Below are 22,226 nucleotides of genomic sequence, written 5' to 3' on the forward strand. Positions count from 1 at the left end.
TCCATGGTTGACCCAAACGGCGCCGACCCCCCGGGTATCATCTTTGTCTCATGCTAGAGCAACGCATCCAACAGCATTTCATCGACAGCGCCGACCTCAAATACCAGTCCGCGCAGACCCTGAGCCATCCCATCGCTTCCGCTGTGCAGGCCATCCTCGCCTGCGTCACCAGCGGCGGCAAGGTGCTTGCCTGCGGCAGCGGCCCGGCCGCGGCGCAGGCGCAGCAGTTTGCGTCACTGTGCGTGGCCGGGTTCGAGCGGGAGCGGCCGGAACTGGCCGCCATGGCACTGGCGCCCGACGCGATCTGGACCCCCGCAGGCCTGGAGGGCCCGGACATCGACGCGCTGGCGCGCCAAGTGCGCGCGCTCGGGCACGCGGGCGATGTCCTGCTGGCACTGTCGGAGTCCGGCAATGACCTGCCGCTGCTGGCCGCATGCGACGCCGCCCATGAAAGAGACATGACCGTCGTCGCCCTCTCGGGCCGCAGCGGCGGCCGGCTGGCCGGCATGCTGCGCGAGACCGACGTCTTGATCGCCGTGCCCCACGACCGCGCCGCACGCGTGCGGGAGGTGCATTCGCTCGTCCTGCACTGCCTGTGCGACGGCGTGGACGCCCAATTACTTGGTGAACAGGAGATACCGCTATGAGCTTCCCGATGACCCGATTGACCCGATTGACCCGATTGACTTGCACCCTGCTGGCCGTGGGCGCCTTGGGGGCGGCCCTCTCGGCATGTGCTCCGCTGGTGGTAGGCGGCGCTGCCGTCATGGGCAGCATGATGGCGTCGGACCGGCGCACGACGGGCACGCAGGTGGAGGACGAAGGCATCGAACTGCGTGCCTCCAACCGCATTCGCGACACCTTCGGCGACCGCGTCCATGTCAATGTGACCAGCTACAACCGGCAAGTGCTGCTGACGGGCGAAGTGCCGACCGCGCAGGACAAGGAAAAACTCGAGCAGACCGCGTTGGCCGTGGAGAACGTGCGCTCGGTCGTCAACGACCTGGCCGTGATGCCCTCCAGTTCCCTCACGCAGCGTTCCAACGACACGCTGATCACCGGCAAGGTGCGCGCGAGCTTCGTCGATGCCAAGGACCTGTTCGCGAGCGCCTACAAGGTGGTCACCGAGCGCGAGACGGTGTACCTCATGGGACGCGTGACGCAGCGCGAGGCGGACCGTGCCTCCGACATCGCCAGGGGCGTGAACGGCGTGCGCAAGGTCGTGCGCGTGTTTGAGATCATCACGCAGCAGGAACTGGAGCGTGGCTTCGCGCAGCAGCGTCCCGCGCCAGTCACCACGGACGCTTCGCCCAACGTGCCGGTCCGCTGAGCGTCGGCGGCTGCCAGCGAATCGGCCAAAGCGGTTCCGGCACCAGGCCACTGGCCACGGCCGCGAGTGGCTCCGCGCGGCCAGGCTGAACGATCGGTTCTCTTACCCGTTCGTTTTCTGGCGGCCCAGCCGCGTGATCAGGCTGGAGGTGTCCCAACGGGCGCCGCCGTGCTGCTGCACATCGGCATAGAACTGGTCCACCAGCGCCGTGACCGGCACACGTGCGCCGTTGCGGCGGGATTCGTCGAGGACCAGGCCGAGGTCCTTGCGCATCCAGTCCACGGCGAAGCCGAAGTCGAAGCGGCCCTCCACCATGGTCTTGCCGCGGTTGTCCATCTGCCAGCTCTGCGCGGCCCCTTTGCCGATGACGTCCAGCACCAGTGGCATGTCGAGCCCGGCATGCTGGCCGAAGGCGATGGCCTCCGACAGGCCCTGCACGATGCCGGCGATGCAGATCTGGTTGACCATCTTGGCCAGCTGGCCCGAACCGCTGTCGCCCACACGGGTGAAGGCCCGAGAAAAGGCCAGCGCCGTGGGCTTCACGCTGTCGAAGGTGCCGGCGTCGCCGCCGCACATCACGGTCAGCTGTCCGTTCTGGGCCCCGGCCTGGCCGCCGGACACGGGGGCATCGATGAACTGCAATCCCAGCGTGCGCGCCGCGCCGTACAGCTCGCGAGCGACCTCGGCCGATGCCGTGGTGTGATCGACGAAGACCGCGCCGGGCTGCATGCCGGCGAATGCGCCGTCGGCACCCAGCGTGACGGAACGCAGATCATCGTCGTTGCCGACGCAGCAAAAGACGATGTCCGCCCCCTGGGCCGCTTCGCGCGGCGTGGGGGCGTGCCGGGGCGCGGCGCTGCCCGCGAACTCCTCGCACCAGGCGGCCGATTTCGCGGCGGTGCGGTTGTACACGGTGACGGAGTGGCCGGCGTGGGCGAGGTGCCCTGCCATGGGGTAGCCCATGACGCCCAGGCCGAGAAAGGCGACCTTGCGTGAAGGCGTGGCATCGTAGCTGCGGGGATTCGTGCTGGGCATGGGAGAGGGCTCCATTTCAGAAAAAAGAAAACCCGCCGGGCAAGGGCGGGTGGTGGGGCGACTGGCGTCAGACGATGGCGAAGTGCTCGGTGCCCGAGGCCAGGTCGGTGGTCTTGGCGCGCTGGCTGCCCAGCTTGATCTGCAGGCGCAGGTCGTTCAGCGAATCGGCATTGCGCAGCGCGTCTTCGTAGGTGATGACGTTGGCCTCGAACAGGTCGAACAGCGATTGGTCGAAGGTCTGCATGCCGAGGTTCCGGCTCTTCTTCATGATCTCCTTGATCTCGGCGACTTCGCCCTTGAAGATCAGGTCGGCGATCAGAGGGGTGTTCAGCATCACCTCGACCGCGGCGGCCCGGCCCTTGCCATCCTGCTTGGGGATGAGGCGCTGGGAGATCATGCCGCGCAGGTTGAGCGACAGGTCCATGAGGAGTTGCGCGCGCCGCTCTTCCGGAAAGAAATTGATGATGCGGTCCAGCGCCTGGTTGGCGCTGTTGGCGTGCAGCGTGGCCAGGCACAGGTGGCCGGTTTCGGCGAAGGCGACCGCATGCTCCATGGTTTCGCGGTCGCGGATTTCGCCCATCAGGATGACGTCCGGCGCCTGCCGTAGCGTGTTCTTCAGGGCGGCTTCCCAGCTGTCTGTATCGAGCCCGACCTCGCGCTGGGTGACCACGCAGTTCTTGTGCGGATGCACGAACTCGATCGGATCCTCCACGGTGATGATGTGGCCGAACGAGTTCTCGTTGCGCCAGTCAACCATTGCCGCCAGCGTGGTCGATTTGCCCGAGCCCGTGGCACCCACCAGGATGCACAGGCCCCGCTTGGTCATCGTGACTTCCTTGAGCACCTGCGGCACGCCCAGTCCGTCGATGGTCGGCAGCGTGAGCGGAATGGTCCGCAGCACCATGCCGACGCGGCTTTGCTGGATGAACGCATTCACGCGGAAGCGCCCGATGCCGGCAGGCGAGATGGCGAAGTTGCACTCCTTCGTGCGCTCGAAGTCCGCCACCTGCTTGTCGCTCATGATGGCGCGCGCCAGCGTCAGGGTGTGGGCGGGCGTGAGCGGCTGGGGCGACACCTTGGTGACCTTGCCGTCCACCTTGATCGCGGGCGGAAACTCGGCCGTGATGAACAGGTCGCTGCCGCCGCGGCTCACCATGAGCTTGAGCAGATCGTTGATGAATTTACTGGCCTGATCGCGTTCCATCAGCTCTCCCTGGGGTGGTTGCAGCGCGGTGCGTCATTTCTGGCTGTCGGACAGGCGGGCGCTCACGACGCGAAGGCGCAGCGAGAGCTTGCGTGCCAGCAGGGCCACCAGGCTGGCGGCCAACTGGGGGTCCTTGGTCATCATGTCGTCCATGGCCTCCGCGCTGAGCACCGCGATCTCGCAGTCGGTCAGCGTGGTGCAGGCCGAAAAGCGGATACCGCTGTCCAGCAGCGACATTTCGCCCAGGATATCGCCGGGACGGGTTTCCGCCAAGCGCAGGTGCTCGCCCCAGGGTTGCACCCGATCGACGGCGATCGTGCCGGTGAGCAGCACCACCATGAAGTTGCCGTACTCGTCCTGGCGGATCACATCGCGGTTGGGCGCGACGGCCGCGAACTCGAAGAAGCGCTCCATGCGCTCGACGGCGTCCCGGTCCAGGTGCGCCATGTATTTGTCCTTGGACCACAGCGCCTGCAGCAGCTTGCCGCCGCGGCTGGCGGCCATGCGCCTGGCGCCCACCTCGACGGCACGGGCTTCCCAGGGCACCAGCATGGCGTCGTCCACGCCTTGTCCGGCGAAGGCGGTGGTGAAGAAGACGGAGTCGCCGCCTTCTTCCGCCGCTTTGCCGCCGCGGGTCTTGGCCTTCAACAGGCCGAGGATGCCTTTCATAGGGGATGCTCCGGTGTGCCGCCTGAAAAAGGCCGCGAATCTCTGGGGTGGGTGGACGGGAGGGGATGCGGTGTGCATCAACCCGGGAAGTTGTCGGGGATCTTCGCCTTGCCCCGCGCCTCGGCCGGGCTGATGACGTTGCGCCGGACCAGGTCGGTCAGGTTCTGGTCGAGGGTCTGCATGCCGGCGCTGCTGCTGGTCTGGATGGTGGAGTACATCTGTGCCACCTTGGCCTCGCGGATCAGGTTGCGGATGGCGCTGGTGCCCAGCATGATCTCGTGCGCCGCGACACGGCCCTGGCCGTCCTTGGTCTTGCACAGCGTCTGCGAAATGACGGCCTGCAGCGACTCGGACAGCATGGCCCGCACCATTTCCTTTTCCTCGGCGGGGAACACGTCGATGATCCGGTCGATGGTCTTGGCGGCGCTGGAGGTGTGCAGCGTGCCGAACACCAAGTGGCCCGTTTCCGCAGCCGTCATGGCCAGGCGGATGGTTTCCAGGTCGCGCATTTCGCCCACCAGGATGGCGTCCGGGTCTTCGCGCAGGGCCGACTTGAGGGCGGCCGCGAACGACAGCGTCATCGGCCCGACCTCGCGCTGGTTGATCAGGCACTTCTTGGATTCGTGCACGAACTCGATCGGGTCCTCCACCGTGAGGATGTGGCCGTATTCGCTTTCGTTCAGGAAGTTGACCATGGCCGCCAGCGTGGTGGACTTGCCCGAGCCCGTGGGACCGGTCACCAGCACCAGGCCGCGGGGCTTCAAGGCCAGTTCGCCGAAGATCTTGGGGGCGTTGAGCTGCTCCAGCGTCAGGATCTTGCTCGGAATGGTCCGGAACACGGCGGCCGCGCCGCGGTTCTGGTTGAAGGCGTTGACGCGAAAGCGCGCCAGGCCCTCGATCTCGAAGGAAAAGTCCACTTCCAGGAATTCTTCGTACGCCTTGCGCTGCGCATCGCTCATGATGTCGTAGACCATGGCGTGGACGGTCTTGTGGTCGAGCGCATCGACGTTGATGCGCCGCACGTCGCCGTGGACCCGGATCATGGGTGGAAGGCCCGCCGACAAGTGCAGGTCAGAAGCCTTGTTCTTCACGCTGAATGCCAGCAGTTGGGTGATGTCCACGGGGTCCCTCGGTCGTTTGGTACGCTCAGAGGAATCATTATGACGACGATTGGTAACAACCTCCAACAGGTTCTTGGGCGCATCGCGCAGGCCTGCGCCGCAGCCGGGCGCGACCCCGCCAGCGTGCGCTTGCTGGCCGTTTCCAAGACCTTCGGCGACGACGCCGTGCGCCGTGCCGCCGAGGCCGGGCAGCGCGCGTTCGGCGAGAACTACATCCAGGAAGGCGTGGCGAAGATCGCCGCGCTGCGAGGCGGCGCCACGCCCTGGGCGCCGCCGCTGCAGTGGCATTGCATCGGTCCCGTGCAGAGCAACAAGACCCGGCAGGTGGCCGAGCATTTCGACTGGGTCCACACCGTGGACCGCGAAAAGATCGCGCAGCGCTTGTCGGAGCAGCGGCCCGCCGGCTTGGCGCCGCTGGACGTGTGCATCCAGGTGAATGTGGACGGCGGCGCGACCAAGGCGGGCGTGCCGCCGAACGAGGCCCGGGCCCTGGCACAGGCTGTTGCGCGGCTGCCACGGTTGCGGCTGCGGGGCCTGATGAGCATTCCGGACGTGGCCCCCGATTTCGCCGCGCAGCTGGCGGTCCATGCGGCGGCGAAGGCGCTGTTCGACCAGATCCGGGGGGAGGGCTTCGCGGCGTTCGACACGCTGTCGCTGGGCATGACCGCCGACCTGGAGGCCGCGATCCACGCGGGGAGCACCCTGGTGCGGGTCGGCACGGGTGTCTTCGGCACCAGGGCGGCCCCCGCCTGAGGCCGGGGTCGCGCCACGCTCAGGCCCGGCGGGCCCAGCCCAGTTGCGGCGACGAACCGGCCTCGGCGTTTTCCTGATTCAGCCGGAACACCCCCACGGCCTGCAGCAGGGCGCTGGTGCGGTCCTTCATGCCGCTGGCGGACGCCGCCATCTGCACGACCACGCTGCCGTTTTGCTGGGTGACCTGGTCCATCTGCGACACCGCCTGGCCGACCTGGGCGACGCCCATCGCCTGCTCGTTGCTGGCCGCGCTGATTTCCTGCATGAGGTCCGTCACGCGGCGGATGGACGACACGACCTCCGTCATGGTGGCCCCGGCCTTGTTCACCAGCACGCTGCCCTGCTCGACCCGCTGCACGCTGGTGGAGATCAGGTGCTTGATCTCTCGCGCGGCTTCGGCCGAGCGGCCGGCCAGGCTGCGCACCTCGCTGGCGACCACGGCGAAGCCCCGGCCCTGCTCGCCCGCGCGCGCCGCCTCCACCGCGGCATTGAGGGCGAGGATGTTGGTCTGGAACGCGATGCTGTCGATGACGCCGATGATGTCGGCGATCTTGCGGGAGCTTTCGTGGATGCCCTTCATGGTCTCGACCACCTCGGTCACGACCTCGCCGCCCTGGATGGCCACGGCGCTGGACTGGGTGGCGAACTGGCTGGCCTGGCGGGAGTTGTCGGCGTTCTGGCGCACCGTGGAGCCCAATTGCTCCATGGACGCCGCGGTCTGCTGCAGTGCGCTGGCATGGTGCTCGGTGCGGCTGGACACGTCATGGGTGCCCTGCGAGATCTCGGTGCTGGATGCCGCCACCGCCTCGGACGTGCGTCGCACGTCGTACAGCACGTTCTGGAAACTGTCGCGAAGCGCTTCCAGCGACTGCAGCAGCTGGCCGGCCTCGTCGGTCTGCCGGGCCTCGACGGCCTGCGTCAGGTCGCCGGTGGCCATGGTCCTGGCGGCCTGCACCGCCCGCTGGATGGGGCGCACGATGCTGCGGGAGATGAGCCAGGCCGTCGCTGCCGCCACCACGATCGCCGTGCCGCTGAGCACCAGCATCAGGATGGAAAAGCCCTGGGCGACGGACCGCGCATTGGCCGATTCGGCCTTGTTCTTTTCCTCCTCGATGTCGATCAGCCGGTTGATGCTGGCCAGCCACTCCACATAGGCGGGTCGGGCCTGCTCCTGCAGAACCTGAATGGCCTTCTCAGGCTGGTGGGCGCCGCTCAGCTCGATGACTTGGCGGGTCAGCGGCAGGGCGCGTGATTCGACCTCCTTGATGCGGTCCAGGGCCTCCCGCTCGCGGGGCTCGATCGGGGTGGAGGCGAACATCTGGTCCAGCGGCGCTGCCGACTGCGCATAGTGGCCTGCGAGCTTCTGGATCAGGTCGATCTCGGCCTGGAGCTGGTCGGGGCGCGTGGCCAGGGTCACGTCCCGCAGCGCGATGGCGCGGTCGTGCACGCTGCCGCGGAAATTGATGGCATAGCGCTGCTTGGCGCTGTTGAAGTCTCCGATGGTGGCCAGGCTGGCGTTGATGTTGGACACCCGGTTCACGCCGATGACCGTCAGGCCGAGCATCAGCAGGATGAGCAGGGAAAATCCCAGCGCCAGGCGGTGGGCGATTTTGATGTTCGAAAGCTTCATGGTTTCACCTCGGTTGCAGGAGTGGTGTGGATTGGTTTCTTTTGTTTCCTTTTGTAATTTTTGACAGTTGCGTGACAAATTTCAATCACCAAACACGGGGTGTTGGATCGCCGTCCTTTTTGAGAATTGTTGAGGATTGGGCCGCGCCGATTCGGTAGGCGTGAGTGGCGGATTCGCAGCCAGCCGGTGCTTGCAAAGGGTTGCACAGCACTGGCTTGGGGACGGCCTTGTCCTACCGGGTGCGGGAAGGCCCACTCTTAGAATGCGGCCGGCCATGCTCTATGGCGTAACGCGAATGGATAGTTGTTTTGAATGTTGAAATCACGCCGGCCGTGGCGTTGGAAACGATGGTGGTGCTGCGGCCTTCCGGGCAGTTGGCGGCCGGCGAGTCGAGGGCCAGGGCCTGGAGTGCGTGGGAGGCCTTCGCGGACTCCGGCGTGGAGCCCCTGGGGTTCTACCTGGACGGCTGGGAGGGCGATGTCCCCGCCGCGTTGGCGGCGCAATTGCGCGCCAGCGTCTGGTGGGACCGCCCGCTGTTCGTGGCGCCCGGCGATGCGGCCCCGCCCTGGCTTGCCGATGGTGCCGCGCCGTATGCCGCCGCCCTGGCCGCCAGCGAGCTGTGCCTGGCCGTGCGGCGCAGCCTGCCGCTCGATCCCGCGGCCCTGCATTTCGACGAGCGGGTGCTGTATTTCCTGTGCCTGCGCGACGGTGCCCAGTTGCAGCCGCAATGCGACCGTGCCAGCCTGGCGCTGTACCGGTACCCGATGGTCGAGGCGCTGGCCCGGCCCGGCGACGATGCCGATGCGTGCCTGGCCGGCCTCACGCGGCGCCGGCTGCTGGAGCCCGCCGAACTTGTGGACCGCACGCGGCACTGCCGCACCTGCAGCAGCGCGCACATCCACTACCTGGACGTGTGCCCGCACTGCACCAGCATCCACATCCGCAAGTCGCCCTCGCTGCATTGCTTCGCCTGCGGCCACGTGGCGCCCGAGGCCGACTTCCATGCCGATGGCGCGCTCTCGTGCCCCAAGTGCAACGCCATGCTGCGGCACATCGGCGTGGACTACGACCGGCCGCTCACGCAGTACGCCTGCGGCAGCTGCCACCACGTATTCGTGGAGACCCAGGTGGTGGCCCGCTGCCTGGATTGCCGCACCACGGCCGAGCCCAGCACGCTGGATGTGCGCGAGATCTCATCACTGCGCCTGAGCCCGCAGGGCCGCGCCGCGCTGCGTGCCGGGCAGATCCAGGAATCGTTCGCCGCGCTCGACTCCGCGCACTACGTGCCGCCCGCCGATTTCCGCCGCATGCTCGACTGGGCGCTGGCCACGCATGCGCGCCACGGCGAGATGCGTTTCGCGCTGATGCTGGTGGAGTTCCAGAACGCGGCCGAGGTGATCGAACGCGAAGGCGCCTCGCGCGTGTTCCTGATGCTCGACGAGTTCGCGCGGCGCCTGCACGAGCTGCTGCGCACCTCGGACATCACCACGCGCACGCAGGAGGAATGCCTGTGGCTTTTCCTGCCGTTCTCCTCGCCCGAGGGACTGGCCGCGCGCCTGCAGGCGTCGCTCCAGAGCGCGGGCGGCGGCGCGGCCGCGATGCCGCTGCGCACGCGCATCCGGCACCTGGAGGTGCCGGGCGGCCTGCGCTCCGGCGAGCAGGCCGCGGACCTGATGGCGCGGCTGCGCGACGGGGCCTGAACGCATGTGGGAGCAGGTGGTGTTCGCGTTCGTCACGCTGTTTTCCAGCGCGACGCACCAGTCGTGGGTGGAGCTGGCGCTCAAGTTCTTCCCGTTCGTGGTGCTGCTGGAGGCGCCGTTCTTCCTGCTCGTGTGCGCGGGCATGGTGAAGTACGGCCTGCGCGAGCACCGGCCCTACCTGCAGCGCGAGCGCTATCCGCGCGTGTCCTGCGTCATCACCTGCTACTCCGAGGGCGACGACGTGCGCAAGACCATCCAGTCGCTCGCCCAGCAGATCTACCCGGGCTTCATCGAGATCATCGCCGTGGTGGACGGCGCGGTGCAGAACGAGTCCACGCTGCGTGCGGCCCGCGGCGCGCGCGAACTGCTGGCCGGTGCCCGCCGGCGCGCGCTGGTGGTGCTGCCCAAGTGGCAGCGCGGCGGCCGCGTGTCGTCGCTGAACGCCGGGCTATCGATCGCCAGCGGCGAGATCGTGATGGCGCTCGATGGCGACACCTCGTTCGACAACGACATGGTGCGCCATGCCACGCGGCATTTCGACGACCCCGGCGTGGTGGGCGTCGCCGGCAGCCTGCGGGTGCGCAACGCCCGCCGCTCGCTGGCCGCGCGCATGCAGGCGCTGGAATACATGCTGTCCATCGGCGCGGGCAAGACGGGGCTGTCGGAGTTCAACATCGTCAACAACATCTCGGGGGCGTTCGGTGTGTTCCGCGCCAGCTTCATCCGCAACCTGGGCGGCTGGGACGCGGGCACGGCCGAGGACCTGGACATGACGATGCGCATCAAGCAGTACTTCGGCCGCCATCCGGGCCTGCGCATCGTGTTCGACCCGCATGCCGTGGGCCACACCGACGCGCCGGACACCTGGCGCGTGTTCTTTCGCCAGCGCCTGCGCTGGGACGGCGACATGTTCTACATCTTCATCCGCAAGTTCCGCCTGAACCTGCGCCCGCGCCTGCTGGGCTGGCGCAATTTCCTCTTCGTGGTGGTGAACGGCCTGGTGATGCAGGTGCTCATGCCCTTCCTCATCGTGGCCTACACCGGCGTGATGCTGCTCACGCTGCCGGTGGGGGCGGTGCTGGGGGTTCTGGGGTTCGTCTACGCGGTGTACCTCGCGGCACTGCTGTTCTATTTCCTGCTGTACCTCGTGGCCGTGTCCGAGCGGCCCCGGCACGACGCGGCCTACCTGCGGTTCCTGCCGCTGTTTCCGCTCTTCGCCTTCGTCAACCGCGTGCACTGCACGTTCTCGATCCTGCAGGAGGTCTTCCTGAAGACCCACCTGGACTCCGCGATGGCCCCCTGGTGGGTGCTGCGCAAAACCAAGTTCTGATATGCCGCATCGCCTGGGGGAACGTCTTTTGCCATGGGCCGCGGTGCTGTGCCTGATGGGGTGGGGCGCGGGCGCGCCGGCGGCCGAGCCGGCCCCGCCGCTGGCGCCTCCCGTGGTGGCGCTGGAGGCGCCGCCCGCACTGCCCGCCGACGTGCTGGCCCAGGCGCCCGCCACCCTGGCGGAGCTGGAAGGCTGGGCCGAGGTGCAGGCCCCGGCCGTGCGGCTGGCGCAGGCCGAGGCCGACGTGGCCGCGCAGCGCACCGGCGCGGCGCGCGCCGGGCAGGGCGCGCGCGTGTTCGGCGGCGCCAGCCTTGGGGGCGTGCGCGAATCCGTCACCGACACCACCAGCCGCGACTACCAGCGCGGCCAGGCCCAGGTCGGCGTGCGTTGGCCGCTGCTGGGCAGCCGCGAGGCCCAGCAGCGTGGCGTGCGCGAGGCCGAGGGCGCCGAATCGCTGGGCCGGCTGCGGCAGGCCCAGGCGCAGCGGAACGTGCGGCTGGCCGTGCGCCAGGCCTATGTGCGGTTCGCGCACAGCCTGCAGCGGCGCCTGCTGGCGCAGGAATTCCTGTCCGTTCGCGCGCCCGTGGAGGCGCAGCTGCTGCACCGGCGCCAGGCCGGCGTGATGCTGGAGGCCGACCGGCTCGACCTGTCGGCGCTGTTCGACGGCGTGCAGGCCGCGCACGATGCCCAGCGCGCCGCGCAGTCCAGCGCGCTGCGCACGCTCGCGCGGCTGGCGGGGCAGCCCGTGGCGCGGGTGGACACGGCCATCCCGGGCTGGCCCGCACGCTGCATGGACCGCGAGGCGCTGCTCGCGCAGGCGGGCGACGACCCCGCCATCGCCCAGGCCCGCACCGAGCGCGACACCGCCGCCGCGCAGCTGGAGAACGCGCAGCACACGGGCCTGGAGGCCGGCGTGTCGCTGTCGCAGTCGGTGAGCCGCGACATCGGCGGCCAGCCGGGCCGCAGCACCGTCGTCGGCGTGGATTTCTCCATGCCCCTGGAGTGGCGCGCGCAGCGCGACGCGGCCCGGGGCCAGCTGCAGAGCGAGCGCGACCGGGCCGATCAGTTGATGGAACTGCGCCTGGGAGAATACCGCTCGGCGCTGGACCAGGCCCTGGCCGACTGGCAATTGCGCGGCGGCGAGATGCCCGGCTTTTTGAACCGGCTGCAGGCGGCCCAGGAGGGCCTGCGCGTGGCGCGCCTGCGGCTCGATGCCTTCGACGGCGACGGCTACTCGCGCCTGCTGATGGCGCGCTACGCCCTCTACCAGGCTTCGCTGCAGGTCGTCGACGGCTCGGAGCTCCGGGCGCTGGCCGCGCTCGACGTGCTGGCGCTCGGCAGCCCCTGCCCGCCGCAGCCGGGCGCGGCCGAGCCCCTGCCCGACCTGCTCGCGCCCGTGCTCACCGCCCTGTCCGCGCTGCCGCCGGCGGCGCGGGGCGAGTCGGCCCCGCAAGCGCGTGCGCCGGGCCTGGGGTGGTTCTCCTGGAGCGGGCAGGCGCTGCTGGACCGGCCCTCCCGGCTCGACGCCATGCCGCAGGACAGCCAGCGCGTGCTGCTGTCCTTCACCAGCGCGCAGCTGCGCGCCCTGGCCCGCCCGCCGGGCCGGGCCGCCCTGCGGCGCCTGCTGGAGCACGCGCACGATCGGGGCATGGCGGTGGAGCTGATGCTGGGCGAGCCCAGCTGGGTGCTGCCCGCCGGGCGCGAGGCCCTGCTGGCGCTGCTGGCGCCGCTGCGCCACCTGCCGTTCGACGGGCTCAACCTCGACCTGGAGCGCAGCCAGCTCGACGCCGCCGACCAGCCCGGCTGGGAGGACGGCACCGTGGCCACGCTGCGCGCCGTGCGCGCCGCCACGCCCTGGCCCCTGGCGCTGACCACGCACTACCGCGAGCTGCAGGTGCCCGGCCTCGCGCAGCGCCTGCAGGCCGCCGGCGCCACCGAGGTCGTGGCCATGGTCTACGTGAGCCGGCCCGAACGCGCGGCCGAGCTGGCGCGCCCGCTGGTGCGGCAGGCCGTGCCCGGCCTGCGGGTGGCGGTGGCCCAGAGCATGGAGGACTCGCTCACCCGCGAGGAAAGCAGCCATGGCGTGGGCCGCGCCGCGGCCCTGCAGCGCTGGCGCGCGCTCGCACAGTCCCTGTCCGACCTGCCGGCGTTCGCCGGCGTGGTGGTGCAGGCGTGGGAAGATTTTGAAGGGGCGGCCCCGTGAAGATCCAGTTCGACATTCCGCCGGGTTCGGCGCAAGAGGCCAACGGCCTGCCGGTGCGCTACGCCGCCGCCAAGCGGCAGGTGCCGCGCTGGCGCTGGTACCTGCTGCTGGCCATGGTGCTTGCAGCGCCGGCCTATCTGCTGATGCGCTTTGCCATCGCCTACTGGTGGGAGACGGCGCCCGGCTTCGTCGTTACCGAGCAGGTGGCCGTGGGCGTGCACACCTCTGGGCGCGTGGCGCGCATCGTGGCCGTGGGCGAGACCGTGCCCGCGGGCCAGCCGGTGATGGTGCTGGAGCCGCCCACGGCCGCGGGGGCGCCGGCCTCCACGGCCCTGGCCGCGCCGCTGGCCGCCGCCACCGATCCGGCCGTGGCCCAGGCCGTGGCGCAGGGCCAGGCCGCGCGCCTGGCCGGGCTGAAGGAGGCCGAGCGCCTGGCGCTGCGGCAGGCGGCCCTGCACCAAGAGCGCGTGCGCACCATGGAAGGCTTGCGCCTGCAGGGCGCGGCCACGCGCCAGGAACTGGATGGCGTGCGCCTGCAGGCGATGCAGGCCCAGGCCGGCGTGGACCGCGCGCGGGCCGAACGGGCCGAGAACGCCGCGCAGGTGGCGCGCGACCGCGCACTCGCCCAGGCGGCGCTGCGCGCCCAGAGCCCCGTGCCGCTCGCGGCCCCGGGGGCGCCGGGCACGAACGCGGGCACGGGGCCGCCGGCCGCCGGCGCGGCGCTGCCGTCGCCCGACGTGGTCGCGCCCTTCGACGCCACCGTGGTGCGCCAGCTCGTTCGCCGCGGCGAGTGGGTGGTGCCCGGCACCGACGTGGCCGTGCTGCAGGGGCGGGGGGCGCCCATGGTGCACGCCTACGTGCTGCCCAACGAGGCGCGCTACGCCCAGGTGGGGCGCCAGGCCAGCCTGCAATTCATGGACGGCGGGCGCATCCGCGCCGAGGTGGTCGGCGTGGTGGCCGAGGCCGAACGCCTTCCCGCCGAGCGCGTCTCTCCGCTGTCGCCGCGCATGCCGTCGATCGTGGTGCGCCTGCGCCCGCTGGAGCCGCTGCCCGCGGCCTACCGCATCCACCAGTTGCCGCTGGACGTGCGCTTCGACTGGGTGTGGAGCGGTTTTTGAGTAAAAACCCCTTCATGCCCTAGTACTGATTGCCTGTGTTGCTATAAAAAATATAGCATCAAGCTTGCTTGCAGGCGGGTGTCCGCTCAAGCGCCACCCTGTGCGAGGGCGCGGGCCGATCCAGCGCGCTGGCATCCACCCGTCCGCACGGTGCACCTAGCAGGCCGGCTGGCCTTCCATGTGCCCGACACGGTTTCAACCCACGCGCCCCACTTGGGGCGCGACACGCTGGACACATCCCAGTCCGAAATGTCGCCGTTGTTTCAATCCCACGCGCCTGCGAGAGGCGCGACGTCTGGCAGGCATCGAGCCCCCGTTCATCGCTTAGTTTCAACCCACGCGCCCCTGCGGCGCGACACAGGGGCCGACGCCCCTGCCGATCCCTCAGCGAATCATTGCCCGCGTCCGTCGAACCGGCGCACGCACTCCAGCGTCTGCGCCACGTCCTCGGGGCCCACGTCCAGGTGCGCCACCCAGCGCAGGCGTGCGCCACGGCCGTAGAGGCCGCTGGTCACCCGCACGCCGTGCTGGGCCAGCCACGCGGTGAAGGCCGGGGCCACGTCGGCCTCCACGTCGGTGAACAGGATGTTGGTGTGGGCCGAGGCCACGGTCAGGCGCCCCTGCAGCACGGGGTGGCTGCGGCCGGCTTCGGCCAGGCCCTCGGCCAGCCGGCGTGCCAGGGCATGGTCGTCGGCCAGGCGGCGCACGTGGTGCTGCAGCGCGTGCAGCCCCGCAGCGGCCAGAAAGCCGGCCTGGCGCATGCCGCCGCCCAGGATCTTGCGCGTGCGCCGCGCCTGGCGGATGAAGTCGTGCGAGCCCAGCAGCAGCGAGCCCACGGGGGCGCCCAGGCCCTTGCTCAGGCACACCGAGGCCGAGTCGAAGTGCGAGCAGATCGCGCGCGCCTCGTCGTACACGTCGGTGCCGTTCTTCTCGGCGTTGGCCGTGGCTGCGTTGAACATGCGCGCGCCGTCCAGGTGCATGGCCAGGCCGCGCGAGCGGGCGAGGGCGGCCACGTCGGCGATGTAGCCGGTGGGCAGCGGCTGGCCGCCGGTGGTGTTTTCCAGCACCACGAGGCGGGTGCGGGCGAAGTGCGGGTCGTCGGGCTTGATGGCGGCGGCGATGTCGGCCACGCGCAGCGTGCCGTCGGGCTGGGTCTCCACCGGCTGCGGCTGGATGGAGCCCAGCACCGCCATGCCGCCGGCCTCCCAGCGGTAGGTGTGCCAGCTCTGGCCCACGATGGCTTCGTCGCCGCGCTGGCAGTGGCCCATGAGCGCGATCAGGTTGGTCTGCGTGCCGGAGCAGGCGAACAGGGCGGCTTCGAAGCCGAGCAGTTGCGCCGCATGGTCCTGCAGGGCGTTCACGGTGGGGTCGTCGCCGAACACGTCGTCGCCAAGGGGGGCCTGGAACATGGCGTCGCGCATGGCCGGCGTGGGTTGGGTGACGGTGTCGCTGCGAAAGTCGGGCATCGGAAGGGGCTCCTGGTGGGGGCTTGGGGTCGAAAAGGGTCGGTCTGGCATCCTAGCGGCGTTGGGCGCACTGCGTCCATCGCGGCGGCGATGCGGGCGGGCGGCCTGCGGAAAGTGCGCGTGCTAAGCTGGCCCGCTCAATTTTTCCGGCCTTGTTCGCCCCGCCTGCCGGCCAGCGCGGCCAGCGCGGCCTGTGCGGCGTGTGCGGCGTGTGCGGCGTGTGCGGCGCGATGGCCCAGCCCTCACGGAGACAACCATGCCCGGCCTTCTGCCCGATATCGATCCCGACGGTCTGCTCGAATTCTCGGTGGTGTAACACCGACCGGGCGCTCAACCACATGTCCCGGCGCTTCACCGGCGTGATGCAGGACATCCTGGCCACGCTCAAGGGCGTCTACCACGCCCACACGGCGGTGCTGGTGCCCGGCAGCGGCACCTTCGGCATGGAGGCGGTGGCGCGCCAGTTCGCCAACCGCGAGAAGGTGCTCATCGTGCGCAACGGCTGGTTCAGCTACCGCTGGAGCCAGATCTTCGATGCGGGCGCTCTGGGCGGCGGCGCAGTGGTGTGCCAGGCCCGCCGGCAGGGCGAGGGCCCCCAGGCTCCGTGGGCCCCGTGCCCGGCCGACGAGGTGGCGGCCGCCATCCGCGCCGAATCGCCCAAGGTGGTGTTCGCGCCCCACGTCGAGACCGCCAGCGGCATCCTGCTGCCCGACGACTACCTTCGCACCGTGAGCGAGGCCGCGCACGACGTGGGCGCGCTCTTCGTGCTGGACTGCGTGGCCTCCGGTGCCGTGTGGGTGGACATGCAGGCCACCGGCGTGGACGTGCTCATCTCGGCCCCGCAAAAAGGCTGGAGCGGCTCGCCCTGCTGCGCCATGGTCATGCTCAGCGAGCGCGCCCGCCAGGCCATCGACGGCACCACGAGCAGCAGCTTCGCCTGCGACCTCAAGAAGTGGATGCAGATCGCCGAGGGCTACGAAAAGGGCCAGCACGCCTACCACACCACCCTGCCCACCGACGCGCTGGTGCAACTGCGCGACGTGATGTTGGAGACGCGCGACTACGGCTTCGACAAGGTGCGCGCCGAACAGATCGAACTGGGCGCCCGGGTGCGCGCGCTGCTGCGCGAGCGGGGCTTTCCGAGCGTGGCCGCCGAGGGCTACGAGGCCCCGGGCGTGGTCGTGAGCTACACCACCGACCCGGGCATCCAGAACGGCAAGAAGTTCATGGAGGCCGGCCTGCAGACCGCCGCCGGCGTGCCGCTGCAGTGCGGTGAGGGCCCGGACTTCCAGACCTTCCGCATCGGACTGTTCGGGCTGGAGAAGTGGCACCACGTGGACCGCACCGTGGGCCATCTGGCCGCGGCGCTGGACCGGATCGCCGCCCCGCCAGCGCACTGAAGCGGCCCTGTCCCACAGGGGTCTCGGGCTATCCTTGCGCGATGCAGAGCACCCACGAAGACCAGGCCCGCGCACTGACCCGGGCCAAGTGGCTGGCCACGGGCCTGTTGCTGGCGGTGGCCGCCGTGTTCGCGCTGACCTATGCGCTCCCCCGCAGCCTGGCGGTGGAATGCGTGCGCGCCGTGGCCGAGGCGGCCATGGTGGGCGCCCTGGCCGACTGGTTCGCCGTGTCGGCGCTGTTCCGGCGCATTCCGCTGCCCTTCGTGCAGCGGCACACGGACATCATCGCGCGCAACAAGGTGCGCATCGGCGGCAACTTGGCGTCGTTCGTGCGCGACGAGTTCCTCGATGCGCCTTCGCTGGTCACCATGATCCGCCGCCACGACCCGGCCCACATGCTGGGCCAGTGGCTCACCTCGCCGGGCAACGCCCAGCTGCTGGCGCGGCAGATGTCGCGCCTGGCGCTGTCGGCGCTGGAGACGGTGGAGGACGAGCGCATCCAGCGCTTCATGAACGATGCCGCGCGTACGCTGATCGGGCAGATCGACCTGTCGCGCACCATGGCCATGGCGCTGGAGGCGCTCACCCACAACGGCCGCCACCAGGCGCTGCTCGACGACCTGCTGGCGCGCCTGTCCACCCTGGTGCGCGACCCGCAGACCCGCACCTTCATCGCCGAGACCATCGTGCAGTGGATCAAGCGCGAGCACCCGCTGAAGGAAAAGGTGCTGCCCACCGACTGGCTGAGCGAGAAGGGCGCGGGCGCCATCGCCCAGGCCATCGAGAACCTGCTGGCCGAGGTGGCCGGCAACCCGGCCCACCAGTTGCGCGGTACGCTGGACGGGGCGGTGCAGCGGCTGGTGGAGCGCCTGCAGTCCGACCCGGAATGGGCCGAGCGCGGCATGGCGATCCGCCACTACCTGCAAAACGACGCCACCCTGGGGCGCTACGTGCAGACGCTGTGGACCAGCCTGCGCGAGCGCCTGCAGCGCGACCTGGCCGACGAGGACTCGGCGGTCTCGCGCAAGGTGGCGGCCATGGGCCAGTGGCTGGGCCTGTCGCTCGCGGGCGATCCGGCGCTGCGGGTGCGGCTGAACGTGCGGCTGGAGCTGTGGGCGGCGCAGTGGGCGCCCGAGCTGTCGCAGTTCGTGGCCGAGCACATCCGCAACACCGTGGACCGCTGGGACGCCAAGGAGCTGGCGCGCCTGGTGGAGCTGCACATCGGCAGCGACCTGCAGTACATCCGCATCAACGGCACGGTGGTGGGGGGCTTCATCGGCCTGCTGCTGTTCGTGCTGTCGCATGCGGACGACCTGGCGCAGGGCGTGGGCGCCCTGTTCGCCGGCTGACGGGCCGGCGGCCGGGGGCCTGTCAGCGGTTGCCGCCGCGCGGGGTCTGTTCGGCGGCCTGGGCCTTGGCGATCGCCAGGATCACCTCGCGCGCCAGGCGGCGCTTGGGCACGGGCAGTTTCAGGTAGGTCTCGAACAGTTCGCGGTCCTCGTACCCCAGGTTCACGTGCCAGCGGGCGGCTTCTTCACGCGCCTGCGGCGTGGGCGTGCCGAAGGCCAGCTCCTGCACCGGCATGCGCAGCCACTCGGCCAGGGTGATGAGCTTGCGGGCATCCGGCATGGTTTCGCCCAGCAGCCAGCGGCGCACGCCGTGCAGGGTCATGGGCTTGCCCCAGTGGCGGGTGTTGAACTCGCGTTCGAGGACGGAGGGCTTGGGTTCGTAGCCGGCGGCCACCATGGCCTGGCGTAATTTCTCGGCAAACAGTTGCTTGGGATCTTGCATGGGCGGCACGCTAGGCACGCCCGTTGGCCGTGGATTGACTCCGTCTTCGAGTTACGCGGCCATCGTGATTCGGGGTGACGATTGGCGACCGCGTCAATGGGGCTTGCCGGCCGGCTTGGGCTGATCGGCCGCGTGGGCCTTGGCGATGGCCAGGATCACCTCGCGCGCCAGGCGGCGCTTGGGCACGGGCAGCTTGAGGTAGGTGTCGAACAGCTCGCGGTCCTCGTAGCCCACGCCGACGTGCCACTGGGCGGCTTCCTCGCGCACCGCGTTGCCGTCGGCAACGCCGAAGGCCAGCTCCTGCACCGGCATGCCCAGCCACTCGGCCAGGGTAATGAGCTTGCGGGCATCCGGCATGGTTTCGCCCAGCAGCCAGCGGCGCACGCCGTGCAGGGTCATGGGTTTGCCCCAGTGCCGGGTGTTGAACTCCCGCTCCAGCACGGAGGGCTTGGGCTCATAGCCGGCGGCTGTCATGGCTTCTCGTAATTTCTCGGCAAACCGCTGCTTGGGATCGTGCATGGCGGCACGCTAGGCAGACCCCGTGACGGAAGATTGATTTTCGGATAAAGTAACGGCAAACAATTAATTAAAAGTCAAAATTCCGAATTCCGGCGGGCCTTTCAGGGCTTGGCCGATGTTCTCGGCAGGGGAGCAAGAACGATGCACAAGGGATGGGTGGCGCTGGTCTGCGCCGGGATGGCGCTCGCCGGCTGCGGCGACGGCGCGGTGCGGCAGGTGAAGGGGCTGGAGCGCGGCGACGTGCCGGGCCGGGTGGTGGGCGCGGCGCTCGATGGCCGCGGGGCCTGCGCGTCCGTGCAGTGGCGTTCGTTCCAGGATGCGCGCGGGCGCCGCATCGTCGAATACGCCTGCGAGCACCGGCCGGCCACGGCGCACTATGCGCGGCTCACGCGCGAGGCGCTCGCGGCCCTGCCGCCCGAGCCGGCGCGCGAGCCGGGCGGGGCCGAGGCACTGTACCTGCTGCGCCAGCGGTCGGTCGATTTCCGGCGGGTGCGCGAGATCACCGAATGGCGCATGGACGCGCCCGCGCCGGTCTGGATCGGCTCGCGCGTGGACACCGAATACGCCAGCCACACCGCGCGCGAGCCGGTGTCGGCCGACTTCGTGTTCGCCGAGGCCGCGCACGACGGCCCGGACCTGTCGCCGGGCTACCGGCACCTGCTGGAGCGGGCATGGCGCGGCTACCGTCCCCTGCCCGCCGCCGGCGCTGTGCACCACCGGCTCGCGGCGGCGCGGCCCGTCACGCGGGTGCCGCCGGCCGATCCCACCGTCCTCCATCCGTCCGAGCGGGCTTCCGCCACCTTGCGCAAAGGGGAGTGGCTGCGATGAATGCCATGGAAGTCGACATCCACCTGGGCGAGGACGCCCGCTGGTTCTACGAGGCGCAGGGCGAGTGCCGCGGCCCGGTGCCCGACGACGAGATCGTGCGCCTGATCGATGCCCGGCGCCTGCCCCCGGGCCAGCGCATCTGGCGCCCGGGCCTGCCGTGCTGGGTGCCGGTGGAGCATTCGGAATTCCGACCGCACCTGGGCCTGCCCGCGCCCGCCGATCCCTGGGCCGGCAGTGTGAACAACACGCTGGCCTGGCTGCTGGCCTGCGCGCCGGTGATGGGCGTGTCGCTGGAGGGTTTCGTGGCCTACCTCGTGTACCGCGATCCGTACGTGTCGCAACGCGCCGTGCAGTCGGGGGCGTTCTTCTTCCTGACGGTGGCGTTCAACGTGCTGCTGGCCTTCGTGGACGAGCGCTGGCTGTGGCGCGCCGGGCACGACACCGCAGGCTTTCGCCGCTGGGTGTGGCTGGCGCCCGCCTACCTCTACCGGCGCGCGCGGCGGCTGGGGCAGGGCCTGGCGCCCCTGGCGGCCTGGGTGGTGTGCCTGCTCGTGGTGCTCATGCTCTGAGCGCGGGAGTGGGCAGCGGCCGGCCCGCGCCGGCACCCCGGCCGCGCGCCGTTCAGAACCGCGGCAGGTCCGGGTGGGCGATCCGGCCGCCGCGCACCAGCATCTTTCCGTACTCCGCGCAGCGGTTGAGCGTGGGGATCACCTTGCCCGGGTTGAGCAGGCCCGCCGGGTCGAAGGCGGCCTTGAGCGCGAACATCTGCGCGTTCTCCTCGGTGGTGAACTGGGAGCACATGGAGTTGAGCTTTTCCACCCCCACGCCGTGCTCGCCGGTCACCGTGCCGCCCATGGCCACGCTGGTCTCCAGGATGTCGGCGCCGAACAGCTCGCAGCGGTGCAGCTGGTCGGGGTCGTTGGCATCGAACAGGATCAGCGGGTGCAGGTTGCCGTCGCCCGCGTGGAACACGTTGGCGCAGCGCAGCCCGTATTTCTTTTCCATCGCGGCAATGGCCAGCAGGATGTCGGCCAGCCGCTTGCGCGGGATGGTCGAGTCCATGCACATGTAGTCGGGGCTGATGCGGCCGCTGGCCGGAAAGGCGTTCTTGCGGCCGCTCCAAAAGCGCAGGCGTTCGGCCTCGTCCTGGCTCACGGTGAGGGCAGTGGCGCCGGCCGCGCGCAGCACGTCGCTCATGCGGCCGATCTCTTCCTCGACCTCCTCGGGCGTGCCGTCCGACTCGCACAGCAGGATGGCCTCGGCGGTGAGGTCGTAGCCGGCGCAGACGAAATCCTCCACCGCCGCGGTCATCGGCCGGTCCATCATTTCGAGGCCCGCCGGAATGATGCCGGCTGCGATGATGGCCGCCACCGCATCGCCGGCCCGGCGCACGTCGTCGAAGCTGGCCATGATGCAGCGCGCCAGCTGCGGCTTGGGGATGAGGCGCACGGTCACTTCGGTGGCCACGGCCAGCATGCCCTCGCTGCCGATCACTGCGGCCAGCAGGTCGTAGCCGGGCGCATCCAGCGCCTCGCTGCCGAAGGTGACGGGCTCGCCCTCCATGGTGAAGCCGCGCACGCGCAGCACGTTGTGCACCGTGAGGCCGTATTTCAGGCAGTGCACGCCGCCGGAGTTCTCGGCGATGTTGCCGCCGATGGTGCAGGCGATCTGGCTGCTCGGGTCGGGCGCGTAGTACAGCCCGTGGGGCGCGGCGGCCTCGCTGATGGCCAGGTTGCGCACGCCGCACTGCACGACGGCGGTGCGCGACACCGGGTCCATGCGCAGGATGCGGTTGAACTTGGCGAGCGACAGCGTCACCCCGAGGGCGTGCGGCATGGCCCCGCCCGACAGCCCGGTGCCGGCCCCGCGCGCCACCACGGGCACCGACAGCGCGTGGCAGGCGCGCAGCACGCCCTGCACCTGGTCCTCGGTCTCGGGCAGGGCCACGGCCAGCGGGCGCTGGCGGTAGGCGGTGAGCCCGTCGCATTCGTAGGGCGTGGTGTCCTCGGCCTGCCACAGCAGCGCATGCGCGGGCAGCACGGCCTGCAGCGCGGGGATCAGTCGCGCGCGGATGGCGGCGGCGGGGGACGTTGAGGGGGAGGGGGCGTTGGCGGTCGTCATGGGGTGCC

19 protein-coding genes and 1 pseudogene are annotated in these 22,226 nt (G+C 70.2%); 11 read left to right on the forward strand and 9 right to left on the reverse strand.

The annotated features are described in order from the left end of the window. Positions 1–50: 50 nt before the first annotated feature. Positions 51–647: an SIS domain-containing protein gene (locus M5C96_RS02540; protein WP_272566925.1), complete on the forward strand. Its 597-nt coding sequence runs from the start codon at positions 51–53 to the stop codon at positions 645–647. An 8-nt stretch (positions 648–655) separates the two neighbouring features. Beyond that, complete coding sequence (locus M5C96_RS02545; protein WP_272566926.1) at positions 656–1,330, forward strand: BON domain-containing protein; 675 nt, start codon at positions 656–658, stop codon at positions 1,328–1,330. 102 nt (positions 1,331–1,432) lie between these two features. Here M5C96_RS02545 and M5C96_RS02550 read toward each other — a convergent pair whose 3' ends face one another. The 4 genes from M5C96_RS02550 to M5C96_RS02565 all read right to left on the reverse strand — a co-directional run bounded on the left by M5C96_RS02550 (position 1,433) and on the right by M5C96_RS02565 (position 5,359). After that, positions 1,433–2,365, reverse strand: a complete 933-nt coding sequence (locus tag M5C96_RS02550) for an NAD(P)-dependent oxidoreductase (protein ID WP_272566928.1) — start codon at positions 2,363–2,365, stop codon at positions 1,433–1,435. Between the two features lie 67 nt (positions 2,366–2,432). Then, entirely contained in the window at positions 2,433–3,569 is a 1,137-nt protein-coding gene (locus M5C96_RS02555) for a PilT/PilU family type 4a pilus ATPase (protein ID WP_272566929.1), read from the reverse strand. A gap of 33 nt (positions 3,570–3,602) precedes the next feature. Further along, entirely contained in the window at positions 3,603–4,238 is a 636-nt protein-coding gene (locus M5C96_RS02560) for a cyclic nucleotide-binding domain-containing protein (protein ID WP_272566930.1), read from the reverse strand. A 77-nt stretch (positions 4,239–4,315) separates the two neighbouring features. Beyond that, complete coding sequence (locus M5C96_RS02565) at positions 4,316–5,359, reverse strand: type IV pilus twitching motility protein PilT (protein ID WP_092744851.1); 1,044 nt, start codon at positions 5,357–5,359, stop codon at positions 4,316–4,318. 39 nt (positions 5,360–5,398) lie between these two features. Between M5C96_RS02565 and M5C96_RS02570 the strand changes: the two genes are divergently transcribed. Then, positions 5,399–6,112, forward strand: coding sequence for a YggS family pyridoxal phosphate-dependent enzyme (locus tag M5C96_RS02570; protein WP_272566931.1), 714 nt, complete (start codon positions 5,399–5,401; stop codon positions 6,110–6,112). Positions 6,113–6,131: 19 nt separating this feature from the next. Here M5C96_RS02570 and M5C96_RS02575 read toward each other — a convergent pair whose 3' ends face one another. Further along, positions 6,132–7,742: a methyl-accepting chemotaxis protein gene (locus M5C96_RS02575; protein WP_272566933.1), complete on the reverse strand. Its 1,611-nt coding sequence runs from the start codon at positions 7,740–7,742 to the stop codon at positions 6,132–6,134. A gap of 308 nt (positions 7,743–8,050) precedes the next feature. Here M5C96_RS02575 and M5C96_RS02580 point away from each other — a divergent pair, with 308 nt between their 5' ends. Genes M5C96_RS02580 through M5C96_RS02595 form a run of 4 tightly spaced genes read left to right on the forward strand, consistent with a single transcriptional unit; the run spans position 8,051 to position 14,093 of the window. After that, the gene (locus M5C96_RS02580) at positions 8,051–9,442 is read left to right on the forward strand and encodes a hypothetical protein (protein WP_272566935.1); all 1,392 of its coding nucleotides are present in this window, start codon (positions 8,051–8,053) and stop codon (positions 9,440–9,442) included. A gap of 4 nt (positions 9,443–9,446) precedes the next feature. Further along, on the forward strand, positions 9,447–10,772 hold the full coding sequence (locus M5C96_RS02585; protein WP_272566936.1) for a glycosyltransferase family 2 protein: 1,326 nt from the start codon (positions 9,447–9,449) through the stop codon (positions 10,770–10,772). 28 nt (positions 10,773–10,800) lie between these two features. Further along, positions 10,801–12,975, forward strand: a complete 2,175-nt coding sequence (locus M5C96_RS02590; RefSeq protein ID WP_272566937.1) for a TolC family protein — start codon at positions 10,801–10,803, stop codon at positions 12,973–12,975. Continuing rightward, the gene (locus M5C96_RS02595) at positions 12,972–14,093 is read left to right on the forward strand and encodes an HlyD family efflux transporter periplasmic adaptor subunit (protein ID WP_272566938.1); all 1,122 of its coding nucleotides are present in this window, start codon (positions 12,972–12,974) and stop codon (positions 14,091–14,093) included. Before M5C96_RS02590 ends, M5C96_RS02595 begins: the two co-directional genes overlap by 4 nt. A gap of 392 nt (positions 14,094–14,485) precedes the next feature. Here M5C96_RS02595 and ltaE read toward each other — a convergent pair whose 3' ends face one another. Next, entirely contained in the window at positions 14,486–15,559 is a 1,074-nt protein-coding gene (gene ltaE, locus M5C96_RS02600; protein WP_272566940.1) for a low-specificity L-threonine aldolase, read from the reverse strand. A gap of 256 nt (positions 15,560–15,815) precedes the next feature. Here ltaE and M5C96_RS02605 point away from each other — a divergent pair. Continuing rightward, positions 15,816–16,959, forward strand: a pseudogene (locus M5C96_RS02605) (aminotransferase class V-fold PLP-dependent enzyme). Between the two features lie 41 nt (positions 16,960–17,000). After that, positions 17,001–18,308, forward strand: coding sequence for a DUF445 domain-containing protein (locus tag M5C96_RS02610; protein ID WP_272566941.1), 1,308 nt, complete (start codon positions 17,001–17,003; stop codon positions 18,306–18,308). Between the two features lie 22 nt (positions 18,309–18,330). Here the strand turns inward: M5C96_RS02610 and M5C96_RS02615 are convergent, their stop codons facing one another. Beyond that, positions 18,331–18,750 carry an XRE family transcriptional regulator gene (locus M5C96_RS02615; RefSeq protein ID WP_272566942.1) on the reverse strand — a complete coding sequence of 140 codons (420 nt, stop codon included), beginning with the start codon at positions 18,748–18,750 and terminating at the stop codon, positions 18,331–18,333. A gap of 93 nt (positions 18,751–18,843) precedes the next feature. After that, entirely contained in the window at positions 18,844–19,269 is a 426-nt protein-coding gene (locus M5C96_RS02620) for an XRE family transcriptional regulator (RefSeq protein ID WP_272566944.1), read from the reverse strand. 141 nt (positions 19,270–19,410) lie between these two features. Here M5C96_RS02620 and M5C96_RS02625 point away from each other — a divergent pair, with 141 nt between their 5' ends. Together M5C96_RS02625 and M5C96_RS02630 are read left to right on the forward strand one after the other, a co-directional pair. Further along, positions 19,411–20,097, forward strand: a complete 687-nt coding sequence (locus M5C96_RS02625; protein WP_272566945.1) for a hypothetical protein — start codon at positions 19,411–19,413, stop codon at positions 20,095–20,097. Further along, positions 20,094–20,666: a GYF domain-containing protein gene (locus tag M5C96_RS02630; protein ID WP_272566946.1), complete on the forward strand. Its 573-nt coding sequence runs from the start codon at positions 20,094–20,096 to the stop codon at positions 20,664–20,666. Before M5C96_RS02625 ends, M5C96_RS02630 begins: the two co-directional genes overlap by 4 nt. A 52-nt stretch (positions 20,667–20,718) precedes the next feature. Here M5C96_RS02630 and M5C96_RS02635 read toward each other — a convergent pair whose 3' ends face one another. Further along, on the reverse strand, positions 20,719–22,218 hold the full coding sequence (locus M5C96_RS02635) for an FAD-linked oxidase C-terminal domain-containing protein (RefSeq protein WP_272566947.1): 1,500 nt from the start codon (positions 22,216–22,218) through the stop codon (positions 20,719–20,721). Between the last annotated feature and the right edge of the window lie 8 nt (positions 22,219–22,226).

This window comes from Acidovorax sp. GBBC 1281, assembly GCF_028473645.1.
GTDB lineage: Bacteria > Pseudomonadota > Gammaproteobacteria > Burkholderiales > Burkholderiaceae_C > Paracidovorax.